Source organism: Kitasatospora sp. NPDC007106 (genome assembly GCF_040634455.1).
Classification (GTDB): domain Bacteria; phylum Actinomycetota; class Actinomycetes; order Streptomycetales; family Streptomycetaceae; genus Kitasatospora; species Kitasatospora arboriphila.
In genome coordinates this window covers 1-1,860 of sequence record NZ_JBEYFP010001058.1, presented here as the reverse complement: position 1 = coordinate 1,860, position 1,860 = coordinate 1, and the positions used below count along the sequence as shown (strand labels likewise).

Here is a 1,860-nt window from a genome sequence, read left to right as displayed (position 1 = left end):
CAGGGTCGGGTACGGCTTCGGGGACGGCCCCGGGGGGCGCCGGGGTGACGGACCGGCAGGCCGGTACGACCTCGACGCGCCGATGCGGGAGGTTCAGGCGCTCGTCGGCGACCGACGGCACGGCCCGGGCGCCCGTGCGGGCGCCGACGGAGTGTCAGCAGTGTGTCAAAGGTCTGCTGCTCTCCCTGCCAGGGTGGGCGATTGCCCTGGTCGGGCCGTGGCCCGAGACTCTAGGGACGTCGGCGGGCCGCCAGGTCCGGCCGACGCTCCGGGGGGCCACCGTGCCGGCGACACGCGTCGACGGCCGGCTGGGGCGTGCGCCCAGGCGACCCGGGCACCGTGACTCCGCCGGCCGACCCCCACCGAGGTGACGATGACCACCCTGTCCCTGAGCAAGCCCAGGCGGGTGCGCCTGCTGCCGCTGGTCGCACTGATCTTCTTCAGCGTCTCGGGCGGCGCGTACGGCATCGAGGAGCTGTTCTCCACCTCGGGACCGGGCATCGCCCTGCTGCTGATCGTGGTGACCCCGCTGATCTACAGCGTGCCGCACGCCCTGGTCTGCGCCGAACTCGGCACCGCGATACCGGTCGAGGGCGGCTACTACCACTGGGTCAAGCGCGGCCTCGGCAGGTTCTGGGGCTTCCAGCAGGGCCTGCTGCAGTGGATCTGCAGCTTTGTCGACATGGCGCTGTACCCGGTGCTCTTCACCAGCTACCTGCAGAGCGTCGCGGGCTTCGTCGCCCCGGGCAAGCACGTGCTCTTCCGGCTCGGCCACTTCCAGTTCGACCTGAACTGGTTCATCTGCCTCGCGGTGATCACCGCCTTCACCCTGCTCAACCTGCTCGGGGCCGGCTGGGTCGGCGAGTCCTCGGTGGCCTTCGCCGCCATCTGCCTGACACCCATGCTGATCCTCACCGTCGTCGGCGCGGCCCGCCTGTTCGGCGACGGCACCGACCCGGTGGCCGCCGTCACCGCCACCACCGACCGGTCCGCCTGGACGGCCTTCGGCGCCGGCCTGTTCATCGTGATGTGGAACTACTCCGGCTGGGACAGCGTGTCCAACGTCGCCGGGGAGATGGAGAATCCGCGCAAGCACCTGCCCAAGGCGCTGGCGGTCTCGGTGCTGCTCATCATGGTCGGCTACCTGCTGCCGTCGATCGCCGCCCTCGCCACCGGCGCCGACGGGGACGCCGGCTGGAAGAGCTGGGAGGCCGGGTCGTTCTCCGCGGTGGCCCGCGAACTCGCCGGCCCCTGGCTGCAGTTGGCGGTGACCGTGGGCGGCATGTTCGCCGCCGTCGCGATGTTCTCCGCCCTGTTGGCCTCCAACTCCCGACTGCCGCTGGTCCTCGCCCAGGACGGCTACTTCCCGCAGTGGGTGGCCAAGGAGAGCAAGCGCCACCGGGCCCCCGTCGTCTCCATCGTCGGCTCCGCCGCCGTCTACGCGCTGTTCTGCCTGAGCAGCTTCGCCAACCTGGTGATCTTCGACGTCTTCCTCACCAACATCGGCATCCTGCTGGAGGTCGCCGCGCTGATCGCCCTGCGCATCCGCGAACCCGGACTCGAACGCCCGTACCGCGTCCCCGGCGGGGCGTTCGGCATCGCCGGCATCGTGGTCTGCCTGCTCGGCATCTCGGTGTGGGCCGCCTGGCAGCAGTACCTGGAGAGCGGCACCCAGGCGGTGACCTACGGCGTGGTCGTCGTCGGCGGCTCGGTCCTGCTCTACCCGCCGCTCGCCAGGCTCCGGGACCGCCGGCTGCGGCTCGCCGGGACGGACCTCCCGGCCGAGGCCGCGGGCGCGTCCTCGGCCGCCTGACGACCGGCCGGCTCCCCCACTGCCCGCCCGCCGCCGCCCGACCCGGG

1 protein-coding gene is annotated in these 1,860 nt (G+C 72.2%); it reads left to right on the top strand.

From position 1 onward, the window contains the following. The first annotated feature begins 373 nt into the window (after window positions 1-373). A complete protein-coding gene (locus tag ABZ641_RS35680) occupies window positions 374-1,813 on the top strand; it encodes an APC family permease (RefSeq protein ID WP_359988585.1) in 1,440 nt (479 codons plus the stop codon). Window positions 1,814-1,860: the final 47 nt, after the last annotated feature.

What these genes read in the sequence shown, in the direction of transcription:
- ABZ641_RS35680 (WP_359988585.1), top strand. Translation starts at nt 374, where the DNA reads ATGACCACCCTGTCCCTGAGCAAGCCCAGGCGGGTGCGCCTGCTGCCG.